Source organism: Alkalicoccobacillus porphyridii (assembly GCF_007293315.1).
GTDB lineage: Bacteria > Bacillota > Bacilli > Bacillales > Bacillaceae_D > Alkalicoccobacillus > Alkalicoccobacillus porphyridii.
In genome coordinates, this window is record NZ_VLXZ01000202.1 from 1 (window position 1) to 274 (window position 274).

Consider the following 274-nt stretch of genomic DNA (forward strand, 5'->3'; position numbering starts at 1 on the left):
GGTTTGCCGCTGGCTTATCTCGACAGCGCCGCCAGTGCGCAGAAACCGGGCCAGGTGATTGACGCCGAGGCCGAGTTTTATCGTCACGGCTACGCGGCGGTGCATCGCGGTATTCATACCTTAAGCGCCCAGGCGACCGAGAAAATGGAGAACGTACGCAAGCAGGCATCGTTGTTTATCAACGCCCGTTCGGCGGAAGAGCTGGTGTTCGTCCGCGGCACGACGGAAGGGATCAATCTGGTCGCCAATAGCTGGGGCAACAGCAACGTGCGGG

The 274-nt window shown here is 60.6% G+C and carries 1 protein-coding gene; it reads left to right on the forward strand.

Annotated features, from left to right (window positions below):
- The coding region (locus FN960_RS24030) for an aminotransferase class V-fold PLP-dependent enzyme (protein WP_143850810.1) at positions 1-274 on the forward strand (274 nt) is incomplete at both ends.